This is a genomic window from Lactobacillus sp. ESL0791 (genome assembly GCF_029433255.1).
Taxonomy (GTDB): domain Bacteria; phylum Bacillota; class Bacilli; order Lactobacillales; family Lactobacillaceae; genus Lactobacillus.
Genome location: NZ_JAQTHU010000001.1, coordinates 718431 through 743058 on the forward strand (window position 1 = coordinate 718431; position 24628 = coordinate 743058).

The 24628-nt window shown below is 41.9% G+C and carries 19 protein-coding genes and 1 tRNA gene; 17 read left to right on the plus strand and 3 right to left on the minus strand.

The window, feature by feature from the left end:
* Positions 1–6: 6 nt before the first annotated feature.
* Positions 7–90, minus strand: a tRNA-Leu gene (locus tag PT285_RS03605).
* 146 nt (positions 91–236) lie between these two features.
* Between PT285_RS03605 and PT285_RS03610 the strand changes: the two genes are divergently transcribed.
* The 5 genes from PT285_RS03610 to cptIN all read left to right on the plus strand — a co-directional run bounded on the left by PT285_RS03610 (position 237) and on the right by cptIN (position 6018).
* Positions 237–1475, plus strand: a complete 1239-nt coding sequence (locus PT285_RS03610; protein ID WP_277150598.1) for a D-alanyl-D-alanine carboxypeptidase family protein — start codon at positions 237–239, stop codon at positions 1473–1475.
* 3 nt (positions 1476–1478) lie between these two features.
* A complete protein-coding gene (locus tag PT285_RS03615) occupies positions 1479–2321 on the plus strand; it encodes an NAD(P)H-hydrate dehydratase (RefSeq protein ID WP_277150600.1) in 843 nt (280 codons plus the stop codon).
* Positions 2322–2568: 247 nt separating this feature from the next.
* Positions 2569–4254, plus strand: coding sequence for an arginine--tRNA ligase (argS, locus tag PT285_RS03620; RefSeq protein ID WP_277147866.1), 1686 nt, complete (start codon positions 2569–2571; stop codon positions 4252–4254).
* A gap of 101 nt (positions 4255–4355) precedes the next feature.
* Entirely contained in the window at positions 4356–5270 is a 915-nt protein-coding gene (gene fba / locus PT285_RS03625) for a class II fructose-1,6-bisphosphate aldolase (RefSeq protein ID WP_277147868.1), read from the plus strand.
* Positions 5271–5547: 277 nt separating this feature from the next.
* Entirely contained in the window at positions 5548–6018 is a 471-nt protein-coding gene (gene cptIN / locus PT285_RS03630) for a type III toxin-antitoxin system CptIN family toxin (RefSeq protein WP_277147870.1), read from the plus strand.
* Between the two features lie 26 nt (positions 6019–6044).
* Here cptIN and PT285_RS03635 read toward each other — a convergent pair whose 3' ends face one another.
* A complete protein-coding gene (locus PT285_RS03635; RefSeq protein ID WP_277147872.1) occupies positions 6045–6905 on the minus strand; it encodes an RluA family pseudouridine synthase in 861 nt (286 codons plus the stop codon).
* An 86-nt stretch (positions 6906–6991) separates the two neighbouring features.
* Here PT285_RS03635 and PT285_RS03640 point away from each other — a divergent pair, with 86 nt between their 5' ends.
* The 12 genes from PT285_RS03640 (at position 6992) to PT285_RS03695 (ending at position 23436) form a co-directional block, all read left to right on the plus strand.
* Positions 6992–9049 carry a PBP1A family penicillin-binding protein gene (locus PT285_RS03640; RefSeq protein WP_277147874.1) on the plus strand — a complete coding sequence of 686 codons (2058 nt, stop codon included), beginning with the start codon at positions 6992–6994 and terminating at the stop codon, positions 9047–9049.
* Positions 9050–9066: 17 nt separating this feature from the next.
* Positions 9067–9417: a YlbF family regulator gene (locus tag PT285_RS03645; RefSeq protein WP_277147876.1), complete on the plus strand. Its 351-nt coding sequence runs from the start codon at positions 9067–9069 to the stop codon at positions 9415–9417.
* A gap of 5 nt (positions 9418–9422) precedes the next feature.
* A complete protein-coding gene (locus PT285_RS03650; protein ID WP_277147878.1) occupies positions 9423–10643 on the plus strand; it encodes a DNA repair exonuclease in 1221 nt (406 codons plus the stop codon).
* Positions 10624–13131, plus strand: coding sequence for an AAA family ATPase (locus tag PT285_RS03655; protein WP_277147880.1), 2508 nt, complete (start codon positions 10624–10626; stop codon positions 13129–13131). The genes PT285_RS03650 and PT285_RS03655 overlap by 20 nt, the downstream gene beginning before the upstream one ends.
* Entirely contained in the window at positions 13124–14101 is a 978-nt protein-coding gene (locus tag PT285_RS03660) for a 3'-5' exoribonuclease YhaM family protein (protein WP_277147882.1), read from the plus strand. The genes PT285_RS03655 and PT285_RS03660 overlap by 8 nt, the downstream gene beginning before the upstream one ends.
* A gap of 235 nt (positions 14102–14336) precedes the next feature.
* The gene (locus tag PT285_RS03665) at positions 14337–15977 is read left to right on the plus strand and encodes a peptide ABC transporter substrate-binding protein (protein ID WP_277147884.1); all 1641 of its coding nucleotides are present in this window, start codon (positions 14337–14339) and stop codon (positions 15975–15977) included.
* A 235-nt stretch (positions 15978–16212) separates the two neighbouring features.
* Positions 16213–17859, plus strand: coding sequence for a peptide ABC transporter substrate-binding protein (locus PT285_RS03670; protein ID WP_277147886.1), 1647 nt, complete (start codon positions 16213–16215; stop codon positions 17857–17859).
* Between the two features lie 82 nt (positions 17860–17941).
* A complete protein-coding gene (opp3b, locus tag PT285_RS03675; protein WP_277147888.1) occupies positions 17942–18874 on the plus strand; it encodes an oligopeptide ABC transporter permease in 933 nt (310 codons plus the stop codon).
* Positions 18875–19894 (plus strand): ABC transporter permease, encoded by a 1020-nt coding sequence (locus PT285_RS03680; RefSeq protein WP_277147890.1) that lies wholly within the window; start codon positions 18875–18877, stop codon positions 19892–19894.
* Between the two features lie 15 nt (positions 19895–19909).
* Positions 19910–20968 carry an ABC transporter ATP-binding protein gene (locus tag PT285_RS03685; protein ID WP_277147892.1) on the plus strand — a complete coding sequence of 353 codons (1059 nt, stop codon included), beginning with the start codon at positions 19910–19912 and terminating at the stop codon, positions 20966–20968.
* A gap of 4 nt (positions 20969–20972) precedes the next feature.
* Positions 20973–21914: an ABC transporter ATP-binding protein gene (locus PT285_RS03690; protein ID WP_277147894.1), complete on the plus strand. Its 942-nt coding sequence runs from the start codon at positions 20973–20975 to the stop codon at positions 21912–21914.
* A gap of 337 nt (positions 21915–22251) precedes the next feature.
* The gene (locus PT285_RS03695; RefSeq protein ID WP_277150602.1) at positions 22252–23436 is read left to right on the plus strand and encodes an IS110 family transposase; all 1185 of its coding nucleotides are present in this window, start codon (positions 22252–22254) and stop codon (positions 23434–23436) included.
* 232 nt (positions 23437–23668) lie between these two features.
* On the opposite strand, the gene PT285_RS03700 is transcribed toward PT285_RS03695, so the two are convergent.
* Entirely contained in the window at positions 23669–24574 is a 906-nt protein-coding gene (locus tag PT285_RS03700) for a peptidylprolyl isomerase PrsA (RefSeq protein WP_277147896.1), read from the minus strand.
* Positions 24575–24628: the final 54 nt, after the last annotated feature.

Genomic DNA, 24628 nt, shown 5'->3' on the forward strand with positions numbered 1-24628 from the left:
ACTTGATGCCCCGAAAAAGATTCGAACTTTCACTCAGTTGCCTGAACAGCGACCTGAACGCTGCGCGTCTGCCAATTCCGCCATCGGGGCAGATATTTCATTAGTACATAGATAATGATACCAAAAATTTGCTAAAATGTAATCATAAAATTTAATTAATCTTGATTTTTATTTGAAAAGGAGCAATTTGAACAGTGGTTATCAAAGTAAAAAAGGCAATTATCGGCTTCACAGCAATGATTTTGCTGGTTTGCACGGCGGGGCAAAGCGTCCTTGCCAGTAGCGCAGATAATTATCAGGCAGGTCAACTTGAGCTGCCGGTTAAGTCCGCCTTGGTGATTGATAGCGGCACGGGACAAGTGCTGTACGGCAAAAATATAAACCAGCCGTTGCCAATTGCTTCCATGACCAAATTAGTTACCGTTTATCTGACTTTGCTGGCAATCAGGCAAAAGAAAATTAACTGGGCAACTCGCGTTAAGCCCGATGCAGAGATTGTGCGCGTTGCCAACAATCCCGACTTTTCGAATGTTCCGCTTAAGCGGGGACACAAGTATTCAGTTAAGCAGCTCTATCAAGCAACGCTGATTGAATCGGCGAATGGGGCAGCAATGTGCTTGGCCCAGGCAGTTTCTGGCAGTCAGAGTGCATTTGTTCGGCAAATGCGCCATCAGCTGAAGCAATGGCACATTAATGACGCACAGATTTATACCGTTTGCGGTCTGCCGAATAAAAATGTGGGCAAGGCAGCTTATCCGGGCGTAGCAAAAAATGTCGAAAATAAAATGTCGGCTAAGGATATGGCAATAGTTGGTCAGCACCTTTTGTTAGAGTTCCCGCAAGTTCTGCAAACGACTAAATTGGCTCACCTTAATTTTGTAGATGTCGGCAAAGTGACGCGCATGACAAACTTTAACTCAATGCTGCCGGGCTTGCCTCAGAATGATCCTGCAATTAAAATTGATGGCTTAAAAACCGGTACGACCGACGCTGCAGGTGCTTGTTTTATTGGGACGGCCAAGTATAAAGGCGGACGGGTTATCAGTGTCGTTATGGGGGCGCGGCACCGTGATGGAACTGATCCGGCCCGCTTTATTCAAACAAGGGCTTTGCTGAAGCATGTTTTCGCCAACTACCATCCCCTTAATTTTACCGCGGGTGAAAAATTATCCGGGCAGACGATGATGAAGGCCAAGGACGGTCAGGAAGAACAGATTCGGCTCGGCTTTAAAACGAAAACGACTGTTTGGGATCCGCTTGACGGTAAAACCGTGACCACCAGTCTGCAAAGAAAAGAAATCGAAGCGCCAATTACTAAGGGTCAGGTTGTCAATTATTATCAATTCAAATCAGGAAGCAGGAAATTACCTTCGCTGGATAATCCGTCTGGGATGCAAATCAAGGCGCAAGCTCTGCAGGCAACCGGTAAAGTGAATTTCTTGGTCAGGTTTTGGCGCTGGCTGTTTGGGGGCTAGATGATGGCAGAAATCACAGAAGAAATTTTACATGAAGTGATTAAGCGGCGTAAGAGCGTCTCTCACAAGGGTAATTACGGTAGAGTGTTACTAATCGGCGGCAGCGAAAACTACGGTGGAGCGATAATTATGGCGGCTGAGGGCGCGCTTAATGCGGGCAGCGGTCTGGTGGCAGTTGCCTCGCACCAGCAAAATTTATCGGCTTTGCATTCCCGGGATCCGGAAGTAATGTTTATTGATTGGCAGGATAAGACTTTAGGCAGCTTAATTAAAAAAATGAATGTGGTTGTGTGCGGTCCGGGATTGGGAACCAATGATTTTGCTAAGAAAATTTTATTAACGGTAAAAGACATGGTTACGGCCAAGCAGACACTGATTTTGGATGCCAGTGCCCTGGACCTGATTGCCCAGGATTCGTCATTAATGCCGGTGAATGCCGGAAATATCATTTTAACTCCGCACCAAATGGAATGGCAGCGGCTGAGTAGGATCCATATTCCGTTTCAAACGGATGAAGCCAATATTGCTGCTTTAGCTAAATTGGTACCAAATAAGAACGTGGTACTGGTTTTGAAATCTAACCACACGCATATTTATATTGCTGATGGGCAAATTTTTGTTAATCCCCTTGGCAATCCGGGAATGGCCACCGGCGGTATGGGTGATACTTTAGCCGGAATCATTGCTGGCTTTGTGGCTCAGTTCGGCTCACAGGTAAAAACGGTTTTGGCAGCCGTTTACCTGCATTCACTGGCTGGGGATGAGATATATAAAGAAAATTATCTTGTGCGGCCGACAAAATTAGCGGCTTTGCTGCCAAAATTAATGAAAAGCTATGTCAATTAAATTGGCAGCCCGGCTTTTTCCTGTTATAATCAATGCTTGTAAAGGTTAAAAGTAGTAGCAGGTGATTTTTTCAGCGAGTCTGGGCCGGTGTGAGCTAGGCAAAAAAAGTTTGTGAAGGCGTGTTTAGCCAGACTAAGTAATAAATTTAAGAAGCGGATACTTTGTATCAAATAGAGTGGTACCGCGGGTAATAACTCGTCTCTTTCTACGGATGTAGGAAGAGTTTTTTTATTGACGGAGATTGCTGATGGATTTTAAAAAAGAAGTTGTTGAATTAATTGGCGGGCAGGTTGACCTGCCTCAGGAAAAAATTACGGCGTTGATTGAGCGTCCCAAGAATGCAAAATTAGGTGATTATGCCTTTCCGTGTTTCGTGCTTGCCAAAACATTGCATAAAAACCCGGTCGAAATTGCTAAAAATATTGCTGACCAGCTCAGCAGTGAGGATTTTTCTGAAATTAAGGCGGTTGGCCCCTATGTCAACTTTGCAATTAACCACCAAAAATTAATTGCGGAAACCCTGACAATGGTCTTGCGTTACGGACAACATTACGGTGACCAAACCTTGGGCAAAGGCAATGTGCCAATTGACATGTCCAGCCCGAATATTGCCAAGCCGATGTCGATGGGCCATTTGCGCTCAACGGTAATCGGTAATTCGATTGCTAAAACTTTAGCTAAGGTGGGCTACACGCCGATCAAAATCAATTATATCGGTGACTATGGCACCCAGTTCGGTAAACTGATTGCTGCATATAAGCATTGGGGTAATGAGGAAGATGTTAAGAAAGACCCGATCATGAATCTCTTTCATTATTATGTTAAATTTCACGAGGAAGCGGAAAAGGATCCGACGCTTGATGATGAGGGTCGTGCTTGGTTCAAGAAACTCGAAGACGGTGATCCGGAGGCCGTTAAGTTGTGGCAATGGTTCCGCGATGTATCACTGGTTGATTTTAAGCGCATCTATGATGAGCTGGGCATTAGTTTTGATTCATACAAGGGTGAGGCCTTTTTTAACGATAAAATGCAGCCCGTAATTGACGAATTAAAGGAAAAGGGCCTTCTGCACGAATCGCGCGGTGCCCAAGTCGTTGACATGGGTGAAGGCGAAAATCCGGCGATGATTGTTAAGTCGGACGGTACCAGTATTTATTTGACGCGTGACCTTGCGGCCGCAATTTACCGGATGAAGACTTATCATTTTGTCAAGATGCTCTATGTTGTGGGCAATGAGCAGGCCCAACACTTTGTTGAATTGAAAACCGTTTTGAAAAAAATGGGTTATGCTTGGGCCGATGATATTTATCATGTACCGTTTGGCTTAATTACCCAAGGCGGTAAAAAACTTTCAACACGTAAGGGTAATGTTGTTTTCTTGGATCAGGTTTTAAGGGATGCCGTATCCTTGGCACAAAAACAGATTGAACAGAAGAATCCGGACTTGGCCGACCAAAAACAGGTCGCTCACGATGTTGGGGTGGGTGCCGTGATTTTTCATGATTTGAAAAATGACCGCACAGACAACTTTGACTTCGACTTGGAAGAAGTTGTGCGCTTTGAAGGCGATACGGGCCCGTATGTCCAATATACCAACGCCCGCGCCCAAAGCGTTTTGCGCAAAGCTGCCAAGCTTAAGCAGCAAGCCAAGACAAAGGCGATTAGTCTGACCGATGACTGGGCCTTTGCCGTTGCCAAGGATTTGGCAGATTTTCCAGAAATTGTTGCCCGTGCAAGTGAAAAATTTGAGCCCTCGGTGATTGCCAAATATTCCTTAGATTTAGCGAAAAAGTTTAATAAATATTATGCCAATGTCAAGATTTTGACAGTGGATGAGCAAATTGGTGATCGCTTGGCTCTTGTTCAGGCAACGTCAATCGTCCTAACCGAGTCCTTGCGCTTGTTAGGTGTTAACGCACCAAAAGAAATGTAAAATAAATCATCTATAAATAGCGCTTACTTTAGATTAAAGATTGTTCATTACTTAATTTATACGGTACAATAGCAGTGTAAGTTTTTATAGGAGGTATTTTAATGGCTTATTTAGATAACGGTAATCAAATCTTTAAAGATGCTCGTAAAAACCATTATGCAGTCGGTGCTTATAACACCAATAATTTGGAATGGACCCGCGCAATTTTGCGGGCTGCTGAAGAAACCAGAACCCCGGTTTTAATTCAAGTTTCAACTGGTGCTGCTAAGTACATGGGCGGCTACAAGATTGTTAAGGATATTGTGTGCGACACGATGGACGCAATGAACATTTCTGTTCCGGTTGTATTAAACTTGGATCACGGTGATTTTGAATCTGCTAAAGAATGTATTGCCCTTGGTTATTCGTCAGTTATGTTTGACGGCCATGCACTGCCAACTGATGAGAACTTAGCCAAGACTAAGGAAATTATCAAGTTAGCTCACGAGCGCGGAATTTCTGTTGAAGCTGAAATCGGTAAAATTGGTGAAAATCAAGGTGCTGATGGTGGTGAATTGGCTTCTGTAGAAGATGCGAAGACATTTGTTGCTGCTGGTGTTGACAAGCTTGCTTGTGGTATCGGCAACATTCACGGTGTTTACCCAGAAGGCTGGAAGGGTCTTAACTTTGATCGTTTAAAGGAAATTGCTGATGCAGTTCCAGTTCCGCTTGTTTTGCATGGTGGTTCCGGTATTCCTGAAGATCAAGTTAAGAAGGCTATTTCACTTGGAATTTCTAAGGTAAATATCAACACTGAATTCCAGTTAGCTTTCCAAGCAGCTACCCGTAAGTACTTTGAAGCTCATAAAGATGAAGACAAGGGTAACAAGGGTTATGACCCACGTAAGTTGTTATTGCCAGGTACTGAAGCAATTACTGATGCCATGAAAGAAATGATTGGCTGGTTAGGTACCCCTTCAATTGATGAAGAACTTAAGAATGCTGCATTTGACAGAAGCTCATTAAACGAAGAATAATTTCGGATTAATTGTATAAATTAAAAAGTCTAACTTTACCTATGAGGTGAGGCTAGGCTTTTTAACCGTAATCTTTTTATTTAATCTCTTTATTAATTGCTTTACTAAATATTGCTGGGTATAATAAAGACATAAAACAAATATTGCCGCGAACGCAGAAGCGGCTAATAAAAGCTGCGTTTCAAATATTGCCGCGAACGCAGAAGCGGCTAATAAAAGCTGCGTTTCAAATGTTTTAGCACCGTAAGGTGCTTTTTTTATCTAAACGAGGGATGAAGTGAAGCAACAGCGATTTTATTTTTTACGACAAGAATATTTTGTTAGATTTAATGATCCTTATTTGATGAAAAATCACGGTGATTTGCATCAGCACCCATGTTTTTATTCTTTCAGTGATAAGGAATACCCAGAAATATATTGGATGATTCCAATCTCACACGAAGTAAAGAAATACCGGAAGATTTATTATAAAAAGACAAGAAATAATAAACGCTGTGACACAATTGTTTTTGGTCGCGTATTAGGCGAAGAAAAAGCTTTTCTAATTCAAAATATGTGTCCTGTCACGGAAAAATATATTAATAATGTCTATCTTGATCACGGAATCGATGTTCAGATTGACGGAAGGCTAGCACGTGAATTAGAAATAAAAGCAAACAAAGTATTAAACATTGTTAAAAGTACAAAGTCACCTTATATAATATTTCCTGATGTTTTAGAAATTCGGACAAGACTTTTAGCAGATTAAAGAGAAAACCATGTGTTTCTCTCTTTTTAGATTCTAATTTTTTCTTCTGGCAATTTTACCTTAATTGTTGTAAATGAAAAGGGTTGAGTAAAAGACATTTTGTAGGCCGTTAGGTGTAGAAATTTGCTCGTTTTAAAATCAGGGCTATACAGCGGATCACCAACAATTGGACAACCAAGTGCTGACAAATGCACACGAATCTGGTGGGTGCGTCCGGTTTCAAGACTAACCTTAAGCAAGGCGGTATTATCTGCCTTTTTTTCTAGAACAGTATAATTGGTGATAGCTTTTAGTCCATCTTCTGTAATCATTCTTTTGCGCTGATCAAGCGGATCGCGTCCGATGGGCAAGGCAATTGTGCCTTTTTGGTCCAGTTTGTCGGCATGGTTAACTACGGTCAAATATTCACGGTGAAAAATTTTCGTGGTTAATTCACGATTTAAAATTGGCACCACTGCCGGATTTTTTGCAACCAGCAATAGACCGCTGGTCAGCATATCCAGGCGATGGACGATAAAAGGGCTTTTTCCAAGATAAGTGGTGCAATCGTTGAGCGCTGTATTGGTCTCGTTTAAATTAGGATGCGTTTTTTGCCCAGCAGGTTTGTTAATCACCAGTAAATTTTCATCTTCAAAAATAATCTCCGGCATTTTCCCACTTGCGGGATATTGCTGCTGCAAACTTTCAACATGCTCAAGTTCAAGGGCAACTTTTTCACCGGGATAAATTAATTCATTAAAATGACGATAACTGCCGTTAACCGTTACCTTTTCTTCTGTTCGCAAAAAATGCCGCCACTTGCGCGGAATCAGTAAATGTCTCAGCAGATTGCTGACAGAACAGGGTGTTAGATTTTCAGGATAGATAAGTGTAAAATAATAGCTCATAAGTATTTATTAAGTCTTTTCGTAAGTAAAAATAATTTTTGGTTAATATGGTACAATTTGAAGTGTTTCTAAAAGGAGCAGATTTAATGGAAAATAACCAACAAGAAAAAGGTAGCTTAAGCGGTCTGTGGCACCGTTTTGACAACCGTTTTTATATTGGACGCTGGATTATTTTACTTTTTCTGAGCGTCATTCTCTTGGTTTGTACATATTATACAGTCAAAGTTAAAACCTCAAACATTTCTAATCTGAAGGCATCGCTGTCAACAACCACGGCAATTTACGATTATAAGGGCCAGAAAGCCGGGTCGCTTTATTCGCAGAAGGGCACATTTGTCGAATACAATAAAATTTCGCCTAATGTCAAAAATGCGGTAATTTCAACTGAAGACCGCACTTTTTGGCATAATCCCGGTTTCAGCATCAAGGGAATGGCGCGTGCAGCGCTGGGTTTGGTCCTGCATCACGGGCAAATTTCCGGAGGAGGCTCAACCATTACCCAGCAGCTGGCAAAGAATTCACTTTTGACCCAGCAGCAAACCTTTTCGCGAAAGATCGAAGAATTATTTTTTGCGGTTGAAATTACTCATGTCTATTCGAAAAAGGACATTCTGACGATGTACCTCAATAATGCCTATTTTGGTAATGGTGTCTGGGGTGTGCAGGATGCCAGCCGCCGATATTTTGGTAAAAATGCCAAGGATATCAGCCTCGGTGAAGGGGCCGCGCTGGCCGCAATGTTGCGTAATCCTAGTAATTATAACCCAATCGACCATATGGCAAATGCTTTGAAACGCAGAAACTTGATTTTAAACTTGATGGTGCAAAATGGCAAAATTACTCAAGCACAAGCCCAGACAGCACAGAAAACCGGCTTAGTCCTGAACAATACCTTTAGGAATAAGGATGGGTACCGTTATCCCTACTTTTTTGATGCTGTTGTTGATGAGGCAATTAACCGTTACGGCCTAAAAGAAGAAGATGTGATGAACAAGGGCCTGAAAATTTATACGACCCTCAACCAAAATTATCAACAGCAGCTGCAGTTCAAGTTTGAACAAAGCTGGTATTTCCCGCCTAACGGAACAGACGGAGTGGCGCCGCAGGGTGCCAGCGTGGTAATGGATCCGTCAACTGGCGCGGTGCGGGGTGTTGTCGGTGGTCGCGGCAAACATGTCTTCCGCGGTTATAACCGGGCGACACAGATGAAACGGCAGCCCGGCTCATCGATCAAACCACTAGTCGTCTATACACCGGCTCTCCAAGCTGGTTACCACTATGATTCACAGCTTTCCAATAATCTACAAAAATTTGGCAAAAATGGTTATGAACCGCATAACGTAGATAATGGTTACTCGGATAAAATTCCGATGTATCAAGCTTTGGCACAAAGTAAAAATGTTCCGGCAGTTTGGCTGCTTGATCGTATCGGTGTTTCTAAAGGCGTGCAGTCTGCGCAAAATTTCGGCATCAAGGTTCCAAAGAATGACCAAAATCTGGCCCTGGCTTTGGGTGGACTTTCAACCGGTGTGTCGCCGATACAGATGGCGCGTGCATACTCGGCTTTTGCTAACAACGGTAATTTACCGAATAATTCTTACTTTATTACTAAGATTACCGATGCCAGCGGCAGAGTTTTGGCGCAGAATAATAATCCGGGGACGCACCGAATCATGTCGGCCAACACGGCCAAGGAGATGACGACCATGCTGCTGGGCGTCTTTACCAGCGGTACTGGTCAGTCGGCACAGCCGAGCGGTTTCCGGGTTGCCGGCAAAACGGGCTCAACGGAAGTTCCTAATTCCTATGGTTTTGGCACCAAGGACCAGTGGATTGTCGGTTATACGCCGGATATTGTGGTAGCAACCTGGGTCGGGTTTGACCGGACCAACCGCGACCATTACATGCACGGAATCTCGGAAACCGGAATTACCCGGCTGTACAAGGCGGAGATGGAGGGTATACTGCCGTATACCGCGCAAACGCAGTTCAGTGAACGGGCTCCAGGACAGATCATTAGGCAAAACGGTTCTAGTTCTGACTGGACCCATGGCTTAGGCGATAAAATTGAAAAAGGGATTGATTCGGCGAGTCAGAAGATTAATGAATGGTATAATAACATCAAAGGCCTACTTGGCAATTAATTTAGGAGGATTTTTTAATGATCAATATTTATGATTCAGCTAACCAATTGGCAACTGATTTACAGCAAATTGATGAATATAAGGCTTTGGAAAAAGCAATTAAGGGGATTAAGGATAATCCGACAAGCTTGGCACTGTTTAAAAAAATGGACGAATTGCAGTCGAAAATTGTCAGTGCGCAGCAGGCAGGAAAAACTTTGTCTGATGAGGAGCAAAAAGAATACCAAAAACTCAGTGAGGAAGTTCAAAAGGATGCCGGCATAGTGCAGTTACTGCAGGCGGAGCAAGGTCTGTATAAGACAATCGACGATGTTCAAAAGGCAATCACTAAGCCGATTAATGACCTTTACGACGGCCTTAGAAATTAACAATCATGAAGTTTATTCATTTAGCAGATGCACATTTAGATAGTCCATTTTTGGGGCTATCTTTTTTGCCATCTAAGAGTCTGCAGCAAATCCAACAGGCGCCCAACCAATCGTTTACCAAAATTGTGGACCTGGCACTGCAGGAAAAGGTTGATCTGGTCTTGATTGCTGGTGATACCTTTGACAGCAGCCGGCCTACACCCAGCAGTCAACTGTTTTTGGCAAAAGAAATTCAGCGTCTGACCGAGGCACAAATCCAGGTGGTGATGATTTTTGGTAATCACGACCACATGCATGAAGCTGATTTACTGGTTAAACCCAGTCCGTATTTCAAATTGCTGGGCAATGATGAACACGTTGAAACTGCTTCTTTCACCACCAAAGATGGTTTTACGTATTCCGTCAGCGGCTTTTCTTACCTAAATAACCATATTACTGAAGATAAAATTCCCGACTTTCCCAAAAAAAGCACGGATTACCATTTCGGCCTGATGCATGCACAGGAACAAACAAGCAAGGCAAGCCAAAATGTTTATGCCCCGTTTAAATTGAGCGAAGTAAAGGCCTTAGCATATGATTATTTTGCCTTAGGCCATATCCACCTGCGGCAGACTTTGGCACAGGAGCCGCTGATTGTTTATTCCGGCAACACTCAAGGCCGGCACATCAACGAATTGGGTGCAAAAGGCTGCTACTTGGGTGAAATTAATGAGGAAACTCACCAAACCAAGCTAACCTTTGTTGCAACTGGTCCGATTGTTTGGCAGTCAATCAGCTTGCGACTTACTGAGCCAATTTCCAAGAATGAGTTGCAGGAAGAGATTATTGCCCAGATGAATAAGAATGACGCCCTGACTTATTTTAGCCTGCATCTTGTCGGCGCCGAATTTCTCACTGAAGATGAACGGGAACTGGTTCAAGACAGTGATTTTTGGCGAACTATTTCGCTGCAGCTTAATTCGGGCTCATTTTTAGTGGATGTACGCTTTGAAACTAACAGTCAACTTGAGATAGGTGCAAGTGATCAGACTTTCTTCCAAAAAGCAGAGGATGAAGTCTTTGCTCCTGAAAATTTGGCTAAGACGATTAAAGATTGGGCAGGTAAGGATGAATTGGCAGCCGGTCTTGCAGCTGCACCAGATTTTATCAAAGCCGTTAGGGAATTAACCGAAGTAAAATTAAGCAGCAGGTTGAAGGGAGTTAACGATGAAACTGATAAAGATTAAGATTATTCATTTTGGTCAGCTGTCTGATTTAACTTTTACGCTGCCCAGCGACCGTTTAAATGTGTTTTTTGGTAAAAATGAAGCGGGTAAGAGTACGGTCGTTGCCTTTATTAAACAGATTTTATTTGGTTTTCACTTAAATAATCATGCTGCCCGGTTTTTCGAAAATTATAAACCTTTGGCACAGGTCAGCCCAATGGGCGGGTCGCTCGTTTTTGTTGGTGAAAAGGGTAACCAGTTTGAGTTGGAGCGGCTGTGGGCCAAGGGTGATAAAACCAAGCTTGGCAAGCTGACAGTTAAAAGCAATGACCAGCTTGTGCCGGCAAGTGTATTTTTTGACCAGATTCAAAATATTGACGGCGACTTTTATGCCGATAGTTTTATTTTTAATCAGGAAATGCTGGGGCAGGTCACGAACTTAAGCCAAGCTGACCTGCTGGAGCGAATTTATTATCTGGGGGCGGCTAACAGCAATCGTTTGCTGAACCTACGCGACCAGTTTGCCAAAAAAGCCGATACATTGTTCAAGAAAACTGGTAAAAAACCGGAAGTTAACCAGCTGTTATTGGAAATAGCGGAGCAAAGACAAGAAGTTAGCAGCACTAAAAGTGAATTTGGCGATTATCAGGCTCTCAATTTAGATTTGCAGAAGCTGCAGGGTCAGTTAGAACAGACCGACGCGCAGTTAAAGCAGCTGCGGAGCCGGCAAGAGCGGCTGCAGGCGTTAAAAAGGGAGCAGACCAACTATTTGAAGCTGCAGGAACTAAAAGCAAACTTGCGGGATATTAAGTTTAATGTGCGAAATTACCAAAAAGCCCAAGAGCTTGCTGTTCAGGAAAAGAATTTACAAAAAAATATTGCTTCATTAGAAAAAAGACTTAGTCAGTTGGGACAAACTGGCGAGGTAAGTAAAATCGGTGCGGAGCTGCTGCAGACGCGTCCGCAGGTTTTGCAGTGGCAGTCAGAATACCAGTCTTGTCTGCAAAAAAAGGAACAAATTCAGGCCGAAGAGGAACAAATTTTAGCTTTGAATTCGGATGCGAGAGCCGTTGTTCCCTTGTCACAGGAGCAAATAGTGCAGCTGGAGAATGATTACCAGGCACTGCCAAAAGCACCAAAAGAAGAAGCTGAGCCGTTGTCCAAAAGCAAATCATATTTGTCGATGATCGGTATTGCTCTGCTGGTCGTGGGATTGCTTGCTGGTTTCGCTTTGAAAATGTCACTAGTTAGTGTCTTTGGCGTCATTTTGGGCGTCGGCATGATTGCCTGGGATAAAGTAAAGGAAAAAGAAGCACAAAAACAGGGGGAGAATGTTCAGAAGCAACGCGATCAAGCAAAGCAGGCGCAGACGCATTTTGCCGAGCAATATGGCTTAGATCCGACAACTTTGAATTTGACTAATCTAATCAATGATTGGCGGCAATATCAGGCAAAAGAGCTGGTAGCAGCCAGTAATTTGCAGCAAAAAAAGCAGATTGATGAGCATGTTGATCAGCTGGCAGATAAAATTGCCGACTTTTTACATAAGAAAATAAAACATGATTTTGCAGCGCTGCTAGACGCATTGACGTTTCTTGAAAATAACCTTAAAAAGCAGCAGCACCAAGAAGATCAAAAGCAAAATTTACAATCTAGTCTAAATGATGAACAGAAAAATCTGCATGAATTAGACTTGCAGCTGCGAGCAGTTGTAGCGCAAGATCAGGTTAAGGACATGACGGAATATCAGCAGCGCCACCAAGAATATCTCAGCCAAACTAAGTTGCAAACGCAAATCAGTGCCTTGGAAGAAAATCTGCACGATGATTTGCCGCAACTGGCGAAAATGCAGAAGGAAACAGCACTGCTAGAAAAAGATGAACATGAATTAAGCAGGCAATTTGCTGCCGCTGAAGAAACAAGAAGCCAGTATCAGAAGACGATTGCGGAAATTCAGGTTAAAATGAGGCAGTTAGCAAATTCCACCGCTGTTTTCGCGGCGAAACAAGAATTGGCGAACACGGAAACCAAATTTGGAAATGCCAGTGCCGAATATTTGGCCAATCTGCTCGCCGCAAAATGGATTGGCCGGGCACTTGATCTGGCATCCAATGAACGTTTTCCTAAAATGTTAGCGGCGGCAAAAGAATATTTTGGGCTTTTGACGGCCGGGCGGTATAATGATATTCAACTTGATAAAAAAATCACTGTTACGCGCAGTGATGGCAAGAAACGAAAAGTTGAATACTTATCGCGGGGAACTGCCGAACAGCTTTATTTTGCGCTTAAACTGGCTTTTATTGGGCAAATTAAAGATCAGATTAATCTACCAATTTTAATTGATGATTCGTTTGTTAACTTTGATGATCAAAGGACAGATTTAATCAAGCAATTATTGGACAAGGTTGCGGCGAATAATCAGATATTGATTTTCACCGCTCAAACCGCACTGGTTGAGCGCCTAGCAGTTACGCCGCTGACTTTTACGAAAGGGAAGCAAAATGTTTAAACGTTTGCTAGATTATAATGACGGAGAAGAGCTTGAGATAGTTGTTTTAATTAAGAATTCACAGTTGCGTCATACCAAGAATGACAAACTTTATCTGGCACTGATTTTTGGTGACAGCTCGGGTGAACTGCGCGGCAATTATTGGGATGCAAGCAACCAGGATGCCGCGATGTTCAATGAGGGCACGATCGTGGAATTGAATGGCAAGCGTGAAGAGTATCATGGTCAACCGCAAATTAAAATTTACAGCCTGCGGGTTGTGGGACCGAGCGAAGGTTATGATCTCAACCAGTTCATCAAGGCAGCTCCTGAAAAAACGCAGGACATGAAAGAAGAGATCAACCAGTATGTGTTTGAAATTTTAAATCCGACTTGGAACCGCATCGTACGTTACCTATTGAAAAAATGGGACAAACGCTTTTTCGATTATCCGGCAGGAAAGAGCAACCATCACGCGGTTAGATCAGGCTTAGCCTACCACACGATTTCGATGCTGCGGGATGCCAAGGGTCTTGCTGATAATTATTCCCAAGTAAACCGTTCATTATTGTATGCCGGCTGCATTTTGCATGATATGGGCAAGGTGCTGGAATTGTCGGGTCCGGTAGCGACGCAGTATACGACTGAAGGTAATCTGGTTGGCCATTTAGTTTTAATTGATGAACAAATTATGCTGGCAGCGCGAGAAATGAAGATTGATCCGGAGTCTGAAGATCTGCTGCTTTTGCGTCACTTGGTCCTGTCCCACCATGGCAAATATGAATACGGTTCGCCCAAATTGCCGGCACTTTTGGAAGCAGAATTGCTGCACCGGATTGACGATCTGGATGCCGCCATTTATGCGATCACTAATGCTTTACAGCACACAAAACCGGGGAATTTTACCGAAACGATTATGAGTCAGGGCAACCGCAGGTTTTACCGGCCTAAGGTTGATCAAGAATTGGATCAGTCAAAAAAATTAGAATAAACAGAAATAAGCTTTTGCTGTTGGTCAGCACGGTTAAGCTTATTTTTTTGACGAATAATGTCAATTTGCTCACATTAACTTGTATTTATAATACTATACCGGTAAGCAGCTTTTGAATCGATTAGCAGCTTTTAATTAATAATCTGCTTATGTTTTATTAATATTTTCGTTTACTTTTAATTTTAAAAACTATATACTATTTGCAATACAAATTTTTTAATTAAGGAGCGGAAAAATGAAAGTAAAACAGTGGCTGATACTTAGTACGACACTGATTATTAGTGCCGGAATTCTGACTGGCTGTGGTAAGTCATCTAATTCAAAAGCACCTGATGATACAGCAAAAATTATGGTTGCGGACAATATTCCCACAATGGATTCATCGGTGAATACCGATGTGTTGGGATTTCAAATCGCTACTGATACGATGGAAGGCTTATACCGCTATGAAGGCAAAACACTTAAGCCTGGTATCGCTAAAAAAGTTGTTAAACCCACCAATAATGGTCTAACTTATACCTTTCCTTTGCGGAATGCCAAGTGGAGCAACGGGGATCCGGTAACCGCAGATGATTTTGTGTTTGCCTGGCGGCGCACCGTTGACCCAAAAACCAAGTCGGAATATGCATACATTTATGACGGAATTAAAAATGCTGACGAAATCAATGAGGGTAAGAAACCTGCTTCTTCGTTAGGGGTTAAGGCGATAAATGCCCATACTTTGCAGGTTACGTTAGAGAAACCAATTTCATATTTTAATAAATTGATGGCGTCAGAATTTTATTTTCCTCAAAAACAGCAAGTAGTTGAAAAGTGGGGCAAAAAATATGGCACAAATTCTAAGACCCTAATTTTTAATGGCCCTTATAAATTGGTCAATTGGAATGGTCCAGATAATACTTGGACTGAAGTAAAAAATGAAAGTTATTGGAATGCCAAGGCGGTTAAAGTTAAAAAACTGCAGTACCAAGTTGTCAAGGACCCAACAACGGCGCTAAATCTCTACCAGTCCAACAAATTAGATGATGTTACGATTACTGGTGATAATGCCAAGCAGATGAAGGGAAGCAAGGGCTACAATGCTCAGCTGCGCAACGCAATTTTCTACATCGAAATGAACCAAAAGCGCAGGACTATTTTTAGAAATAAAAAAATTCGTCAAGCAATATCGCTTTCCATCAACCGCGCGCAGTTAACCAAGACGGTTTTAGGTGATGGCAGTCGGCCGGCTGACTCGTTTATCCCCAAGGGAATGGCGTACGATCCTACCGATAAGACAAAAGATTTTGTGGCTGAAACGGATGCCAGCGCAAGTAAATATGCCAGGTACGATCCAAAAGAGGCAAAGAAGCTGTGGAAAGAGGGTTTGGCTGAAACAGGCAATACCGGCAAGAAATTCAACTTTGTGCTTTTGGGCGGCGACACCGATATCATGAAAAAAGAAGCTGAGTTTTTACAAAATGAGCTAGAAAAACTTCCGGGAATGAACATTACCTTAAGCAATGTGCCGCGCAAGACGCAGTATAGCCGTGCACGAGAAACGGATTTTGACCTGTATATGTCATTTTGGAGTGCGGATTTCCCGGACCCAATTAACTTTCTAACATTGTTAACATCAAATGTAAGCTACAATGATGGCAAATGGTCTAACCCTGCCTTTGATAAATTGGTCAACAAGAGCCTAACCGAAGATGCCAACAACTTGCCCGGGCGCTGGCAGGATATGAAAGCTGCGCAAACAATTTTAAATGAAGAGCAGGGAGTAGTTCCGCTTTATCAGTTTGGCGACGCACATATGACCAAGCCGCGGCTTAAAAATTACGTGTTAACACCAAATGGTACTTACAATATGGTTGCGCTTCGACTGGCGAATTAAATATACAAAAAATTTAATTATTGATTTGTTTACTTTTAATTTATGTAGCAATTTTAGTGGCACGTGGATGCCAATATTTGCTGGCAATTATGGAAAAATTTTGCTTAGTAAATATCTGCTGCTTTAACTTTATATAATTATTTTGCTTATTTTTTATTATTAATCTAGTTTACTTTTAATTTAAAAGGTAGTATATTATAAAAAACACTAAATTTTTTAATTGAGAGGAGAAATAATGAAAGCAAAGAAATGGTTAACACTTGGCATGACAATTTTAGCAAGTGCCGGAATTTTAGCTGGCTGTGGCAAGTCGTCTAGTTCGAAAGCTCCTGCTGCTGATGACACCGTTAAAATTATGACTAAAGACGTTATTGCAACAATGGACTCATCATTGAATACTGACGTAATTGGTGCTCAGGCTGGTAGTGATACGATGGAAGGCCTTTATCGGTATGAGGGCAAAGAACTTAAGCCGGGTATTGCTACGAAAGTTGTTAAACCAACGAATAATGGTTTAACTTATACTTTTCCGTTGCGTAACGCCAAATGGAGCAATGGTGATCCTGTAACTGCCAACGATTTTGTTTTCGCGTGGCGGCGAACAGTTGATCCTAGTACGAAGTCGCAATATGCTTATATTTATGAGGGCATTGCGAATGCTAAAGCAATAACTGCTGGGAAAAAACCGGCAAGTACACTGGGTGTTGAAGCAGTTAATGCGCATACCTTAAGAGTAACGTTAGAGAAGCCGATTTCCTATTTCAACGAATTAATGGCAGCTTACTTCTACTTCCCGCAAAATCCACGAACGGTTAAAAAATGGGGCAAGAAGTACGGTACTAATTCTAAGACATTGGTTTTTGACGGACCATATAAGCTGGTTAACTGGGATGGCCCCGACAACACATGGAATGAAGTAAAAAACGACAGTTATTGGAATGCCAAAGCGGTTAAGGTCAAGAAGTTGCAATATCAGGTTGTTAAGGATCCGACGACGGCCTTAAACTTGTATCAATCTAATAAATTGGATGATATTACGCTTACCGGCGACAATGCCAAGCAAATGCGCGGCAGCAAAGGTTACAATGCACAGTTAAAGAATTCGACTTCTTATATTGAAATGAACCAGCGTCACAAAACAATCTTTAGAAATAAGAAGATTCGGCAGGCAATTTCACTATCAATTGACCGGCAGCAGTTGACTAAGAAGGTTCTTGGCGATGGTAGTCGTCCGTCCGATACATTTATTCCCAAGGGAATGTCATTCGATCCGACAGATAAGACAAAAGACTTTACCCAAGAAACGGATGCAAGTGCAAGCAAATATGCTAGGTATGATCCGAAAGAAGCTAAAAAACTCTGGAAAGAGGGCTTAGCCGAAACGGGTAACACAGGTAAGAAATTTAACTTTGTTCTTTTGGGTGACGATACCGATATTGCCAAGAAACAGGCCGAATTCTTACAAAATGCGTTAGAGAAGCTTCCGGGAATGAAAATCACCTTGAGTAATGTGCCGTTTAAGACACGTTTGAGCCGTTCAAATGATGGTGATTTTGATATGGTAATGACCGGCTGGAACGCAGATTTCCCAGACCCAATCAACTTTTTAACTTTGCAGGTTTCGAAAGCAGCCTATAACCGTGGCAAATGGTCTAACAGCACTTTTGACAATTTTGTGAACAAGAGTTTAACCGATGATGCCAATAGTCCTAAAAAACGTTGGCAAGACATGAAGGATGCCCAGGATGTTCTGAACGAAGAGCAGGGAATTGTTCCGCTATATCAACAAGGTGATGCACACATGACGAAGTCAAGCATTAAGAATTACGCGGTAACACCAAACGGCAGTTACAATACAGTTTTACTTCGTCTTCAAAAATAAGTAAAATTACTAAAGTGAAAACGAAGTTGCCAGTTAGTCTGGGACTTCGTTTTTATTTTATTTTAGGAGGGTTAATTGATAAATGGGTAAATATATTTTAAAGCGGCTGGGCTATATGATTATAACCTTGTTTCTCGTCGCAAGTATTACCTTCTTTATGATGAAATTGATGCCTGGAACACCTTTTTCCAATCAAGATAAGCTATCAGCGGCGCAATTAAAAATTATGAATGAGCAATACGGTCTGAATAAGCCAATCTGGCAGCAATATCTAATTTATTTAGGAAATATGCTGCACGGACATTTTGGCACATCTTTTCAATTTAATAACCAACCCGTTTTACAATTAATCGTTTCACGTTTGAAACCGTCGCTATTAATCGGTGCACAGGCAATGGTTATTGGTTCGCTGCTAGGTATTTTGCTTGGTGCGGTTGCCGCCGTGAATAAAAATAATTGGGTTGACAGCCTGGCAACTTTTGTTTCAATCTTGGGAATTTCGGTCCCGAGTTTTGTCTTAGCCGTTTTGTTGCAATTCTTTTTAGCTTTCAAGTGGAATATTTTTCCAATTGCATTATGGACGGATTGGAAATCCAGTATTTTACCATCTCTGGCACTAGCTGTTTCGCCGTTAGCCCAAACCGCTCGGTTTATGCGGACGGAAATGGTTGATGTGCTGAACAGTGACTACATTGAATTATCCAAGGCGAAGGGCAATACCCGCTGGCAAACAGTTGTTAAGCATACTTTGCGTAATTCCTTGATTCCAGTAATAACGATTTTGGGACCGCTGACGGCAAATATTTTAACCGGCTCGCTGGTAGTTGAAAATATTTTCTCAATTCCGGGAATCGGTGAGCAGTTTGTCAAGTCAATTATGACCAATGATTACCCGACAATTATGGGTTTAACGATCTTTTACGCATTACTTTTTATGATTATGTTACTGATTACGGATATTTTGTACAGTGTGATTGACCCACGGATTAGAATAGCTGGCAAGGAGAATAATTAAATGGAAGAGATTAAAATTACGGCTGATAGTTTCAAAAGACTTAGCGGGGATCAATCTGCTAATCAAGAAAAAATTAGTGCACCGTCTTTAACCTTTTTTCAGGATGCGGTTCGCCGTTTACGCAAAAATAAGGTTGCGGTTGTTTCTTTCTTTATCTTAGTGATCATTGCGGTGCTGGCTTTTTGTTCGCCGATTATTGCGCCGCATGACCCGAATGCACAAAATCCTGATTACGCCAACTTGCCCCCGCGCATTGCCAATACCAATATTCCGGGCTTTCGGGGCGAGATTAAAAATGCTGCTGGAGTCGTGACCTATCCCTACGATACTAACAATGTTCCGAAAAATCGGACCTATGTTTTAGGAACAGATTATCTTGGACGCGATTTGTTTTCACGGGTGCTGTATGGTACACGTTTGTCATTAATTATTGCCTTCGTTGCGGCGTTGGTTGATTTACTAATTGGATTGCCCTATGGCATTATTTCCGGCTGGATGGGTGGCAAGGTTGACACGATCATGCAGCGGATTATTGAGATAATTTCGTCTGTGCCTAACTTGATTGTGGTTATTTTGCTCCTGCTGATTTTAAAGCCGGGCCTGTCATCGATTATTATTGCGATCGCCTTCAGCAGCTGGGTAACGATGGCGCGGCTGATTCGGGCGCAGACGATGCAGCTTAAGGAGCAGGAATATATCTTGGCTTCGCTGACGCTGGGCGAATCAAGCTTTAAAATCGCACTAAAGCACCTGATTCCTAACTTGTCGTCAACCATCATCATTCAAACAATGTTTTCGATTCCGAACGCAATTTTCTTTGAAGCCTTCTTAAGCTTTATCGGAATAGGGATTCCTGCCCCGAATGCCTCTTTGGGAACGTTATTATCCGACGGGCAGAAAGCCTTCCGCTTTTTGCCATACCAAATGTGGTATCCAGCACTGATGCTGTGTATCTTAATGATTGCGTTTAATCTTTTTGCGGATGGCCTGCGTGATGCATTCGATCCAAAATCGGAATAAGGAGAATAGAACTGAATGTCAAATAATATATTAGAAATTAGCCACCTAAAAATTAATTTCAAAACTTTTGCCGGCACTGTGCAGGCGATTCGTGATGTTAGTTTTAATCTCAAAAAAGGTGAAACGTTAGCAATTGTAGGTGAATCCGGTTCTGGTAAATCAGTCACCACACGCAGCATTATGGGCTTGTTAGCCCCGAATGCCGTGATTGAACAGGGAAAAATTTTGTTCAAAGGTAAGGACTTGTTGAAGGAATCGAATAAGGAAATGGATCACCACCGGGGGAATGATATTTCGATGATTTTTCAGGATCCAATGACTTCACTAGACCCAACGATGAATATTGGGCGTCAGGTAGCGGAACCCCTGCTCATTCATAATAAAATCTCTAAGAAAAAGGCCCTTGAGCGTGCTCAAGAAGTTTTGGAGTTGGTCGGCATTCCCGATGCCAAAAATAGGATGAAGGACTATCCCCATCAATTTTCTGGTGGGCAGCGTCAAAGAATTGTTATCGCCATTGCCATTGTTGATAATCCCGAAATTTTGCTTGCTGATGAGCCGACCACAGCCCTGGATGTAACTGTGCAGGCACAGATTATCGATTTGATGCGTGATTTGCAGAAAAAATTGGACACTTCAATCATTTTTATTACGCATGATTTAGGGGTGGTTGCCGGTATAGCCGACCGCGTAGCCGTAATGTATGCCGGAAAAATTGTTGAAATTGGCACGGTAGATGAAATTTTTTACCAACCCAAACACCCTTACACTTGGGGATTGCTAAGTTCAATGCCTACTTTAGACACCAATCAGGAAAAACTGCCGTCGATTCCGGGGACGCCGCCGGATTTATTGAATCCGCCTAAAGGAGATGCGTTTGCGCCGCGTAATCCGTACGCGATGCAGATTGATTTAGAGGCGCAGCCGCCGTTCTTTAAAGTGAGTGATACGCATTATGCGGCAACTTGGCTGTTGCATCCTGATGCCCCGAAAGTTGAGCCGCCGAAGGCAATTGTTGAACGTGCCAAAGAGTACGAGCAGATGCTTGCTAACGGTGCAAAAGAAAGAAGTTAAATAAATGACTGAACGAAAAAAAATTGTGCAGGTGCAGCATCTTAAACAATATTTTAATCAAGGTAAAGCTAATGAAGTTAAAGCGGTTGACGACGTTAGTTTTGACATCTATGAGGGTGAAACTTTTGGCTTAGTGGGTGAATCCGGTTCGGGTAAAAGCACAACTGGCCGCAGCATCATCCGCTTGTACACCCCAACTGCTGGCAAGGTCATCTATGATGGGCAGGATATTAGCAAGATCAAAAAACGCAGTAAAAAAATGCTAAATTTTCGGCGCAATGTGCAAATGATTTTTCAGGATCCGTATGCTTCGTTGGATCCCCGGATGAAGGTTAAGGACATCATTGCCGAAGGTCTGGATATTCACGGCTTGGTCAAAAATGACGCGGAACGCAGTCAGCGTGTCAACGAATTATTAAAAGTAGTTGGCTTAAATCCCGACCATTCAACAAGGTATCCGCATGAGTTTTCCGGCGGGCAGCGGCAGCGAATCGGAATTGCCCGCGCGTTAGCGGTTGACCCCAAATTTATCATTGCAGATGAACCGATTTCCGCTCTAGATGTTTCCATTCAGGCTCAGGTTGTAAATTTACTTAAAGATATCCAGGACCGGGGGAAGCTGACATACCTCTTTATTGCACATGATTTGTCGATGGTTAAGTACATTAGCGACCGAATTGCGGTAATGCACCACGGCAAGTTGATGGAACTGGGTGAGGCTGATACAATTTATAATCATCCGCTTCATCCGTATACCAAGAGCCTGTTGTCAGCGGTGCCTTTGCCCGATCCGGAAATTGAACGGAAACGAACACGTTTGCCGTACGATGCCAGCGTTGAAAATCAGTCGCCAGACCAAAAGCTGCGTGAAGTGGCACCGGGACATTTCGTTTTTTGTTCAGAAGATGAACTGGCGAAATATCAAAAAGCTGCTCAAGCCGAATAACTTTAGTAATTTTAAATATACTAAACATACTAACCTAGTAGTGGGTCGATATTCGACGGAATATTGATTCACTGCTTTTTCTTTGTTTTAAAATTGAAGCAGGGTTGAAGTTAATATGCCCTGTAGCTTTTTGACGCTTATACTTAATCAAGTATTTGACGCCCCACACTAAACTGACAACTTCATCATTTAAACTAAAATCTCTTCGTAGTATGTTGGCACTTGATGTCCGGTATAGAAAATTAGATACAGTTTAACTTGATCTAGCTTTTAACTTCTTCCTGCACAATTAAGTTAGTAGGAGGCCTTTTAGGATGAAAATGTAGTTGTAGTTGGAATTGATGTTAGCAGCCGTAAATCTGCTGTTTGTATTATGATTAATAAGCTTGCCATCAAACAATTTGATATTACCAATGATGCCATTGGCTTTAAACAATTGCTTGACGAACTGGAATTTTATCAAGAACAACCGCAAATCGTTTTTGAAGCGACAGGTGTTTATTCCTGCAGATTGCAAGCTTTTCTTAACCACCACAATTATCGCTATACTATGCTTAATCCCCTTAAAGCTAAGCTGCAATTGAATCAATTCAGAAAGAGTAAAACAGATCAGCACGATGCGCGCGATTTGGCTTACTCACAGTTTATTTACCACCGTGCACCAACTTACTTACAAAATCCTAACTATCAGCAGTTGGGTGCCATGAGCCGTTTTTATGAGCAATTAACTCATGATTTCGTTTCAGCTAAGAATCGTTTACATCGGGTTTTACAGTTTATCTTTCCTGAATTAGAAACTATTACCAGCACAACTAATGGGTTAAATTATTGGCGTTATGTCCAAGCTTTTACTCATCCACAAGTTGTTAAAAATTTGGGCTATGATGCCATCGTAAAATGCTTATTGAATTTCCACGGTATTGGCAAACATCGGGCTGACAAATTAGCTAACCGCTTAATTGAATTAGCTGACAAAGCCTATCCTACAGTCGATAAAGATACTTTTGAGGTTGAGGAAGCCAGATACTATGCTCAAAGATTAATGTTATTAAACAGGCAACGCAAACAAATAATTCAAAAAATGGTTGAGTTAGCGGCTAAACTGCCTAAAAATGACTTAAAAATATTAAAAAGTATTCCCGGAATTTCTGAAATTACGGCAGTAAGACTGTTAGGTGAATTAGGCGACATTAGACGTTTTCGGAATCCTAATGCTTTAAATGCCTTTGTTGGTTTAGACTTGCGCCATTATCAGTCAGGTGAAATGGAGCTTACTGATCATATCAGTAAACGTGGCAACCCAATTGGCCGTAAAATTCTTTATCATACAATCGGACAAATTGATTCAGTTAGGCACTATGAGCCTTGTCATATTGCGGATTATTACGAAAAGAAAAAACGATCTTCCCAAAGCAAAAGCTTCAAGAAAATCGCCATCGCAGCAGTCCACAAACTAACAAGGACTATCTACTATTTGATTGTGCATGACCAATTATATGATTATAGCGTAGTCAAAAAATAATAGGGCTTTAACTAGAATCACTGGTCACAAGATAACTATAACAGCTTAGTTCAAAAATGCAATTGGTCTAAGCTTATTTGTTTTACGTTTTATCCTTCCCAAATAAAGCTATTCAAACTAATTTTAGAGGCTTTCCAATGAAAACATTAATTGATTCCTTCTTACACTTGACTTTGGGTAGAAAAAAATCTACCAACAAAAACGTTGATAGATTTTTTTATTCTAAGTTAAATTACTTAGTTACGCTTGAACCTGAAGTTGAAACGTATGCTGACAAAACGTTCTTCAAATCTTTGTCTTTGATCGAAACATCGGCTTTCTTTAAAACCGTTGCAATAACACTTCTCATTGTTTCTTGGTCTTGCGACATTGATTGGTAGATTTGGTCGTCAATTTCCTTCTTGTGAGAAGCAAATGACCCTTTGTCAGGATGTTTAATCATTCTGATTACGTGGTAACCGGATTGTGATTTAACCGGACTCTTAGTAGTTTCACCGGTCTTAAGTTTGAATGCGGCAGCTTTAAAGGCAGCATCTAAACTTGTGTCGGTTGAGTCAAAAGCAGGAAGCTTACCCTCGTTTTTCTTGGTACCAGGATCAAGTGAATATTTTTTAACGAGACTAGCAAAGCTGGCGCCGTTCTTTAGCTGATTGATAATATCTTGTGCTGTTGACTTCTTTGAAACAAGGATATGCTGAACAGTAACTTTAGGTTCATAGGCCTTCCAAGCGCTGTCTTCTTGACTCTTGCTGACCTTTTTGATGTCTTTCAAAGCAGCTTCAGACAAGAGCGTTGTCTTCAGGTTATCTTTGAAAGCAGATGCGGTCATGCCGTTTTGCTGTAAAACAGCACCAAAGTTGGAACCGTATTGTTTCTTATATTTATTATACTGTGCATTAACTTGTTTACTTGAAACCTTGCTGCCGTATTGTTGATCCAAAACATGATTAATAATCATGTTGGCTAAAGTGGTTTGTCCCGCCTGCGATTTTTTCATTTCGTTGTAATAATCGTCTTGCGTAATCTTGCCGCCCTTGTAAGAAGCAACAGTTTTACCGCCATTCGAACATGCAGCAGTTGAGAGTGCCATTCCTGCGACAAGTGCAACTGCGGCAATTTTCTTTATATATTTCTTCATAAAATAAATTCTCCACATCCTTAATAATTTAAGTACCGACAACTAATATAACAT